General features: G+C 32.9%; 1 pseudogene. It reads left to right on the top strand.

The window, feature by feature from the left end:
• A pseudogene (locus CAN34_RS14330) lies at window positions 1–313 on the top strand (hypothetical protein); the annotation flags it as partial.

Here is a 313-nt window from a genome sequence, read left to right as displayed (position 1 = left end):
ACAAAACTAAAAAAAACGACAAGTCTAACAAAGACGACAAAACTAACAAAGACGACAAATCTAACAAAGACGACAAATCTAACAAAGACGACAAATCTAACAAAGACGACAAATCTAACAAAGACGACAAATCTAACAAAGACGACAAGTCTAATAAAGACGACAAGTCTAATAAAGACGACAAATCTAATAAAGACGACAAATCTAATAAAGATGACAAGTCTGATAAAGATGACAAGTCTAATAAAGATGACAAGTCTGATAAAGACGATAAATACAGTGCGGCGATAGCTAATATCTATCAATGGGCAAC

The sequence above is a fragment of the Psychrobacter sp. DAB_AL32B genome, assembly GCF_002224105.1.
GTDB lineage: Bacteria > Pseudomonadota > Gammaproteobacteria > Pseudomonadales > Moraxellaceae > Psychrobacter.
This window is presented reverse-complemented; position numbering and strand designations above follow the sequence as displayed.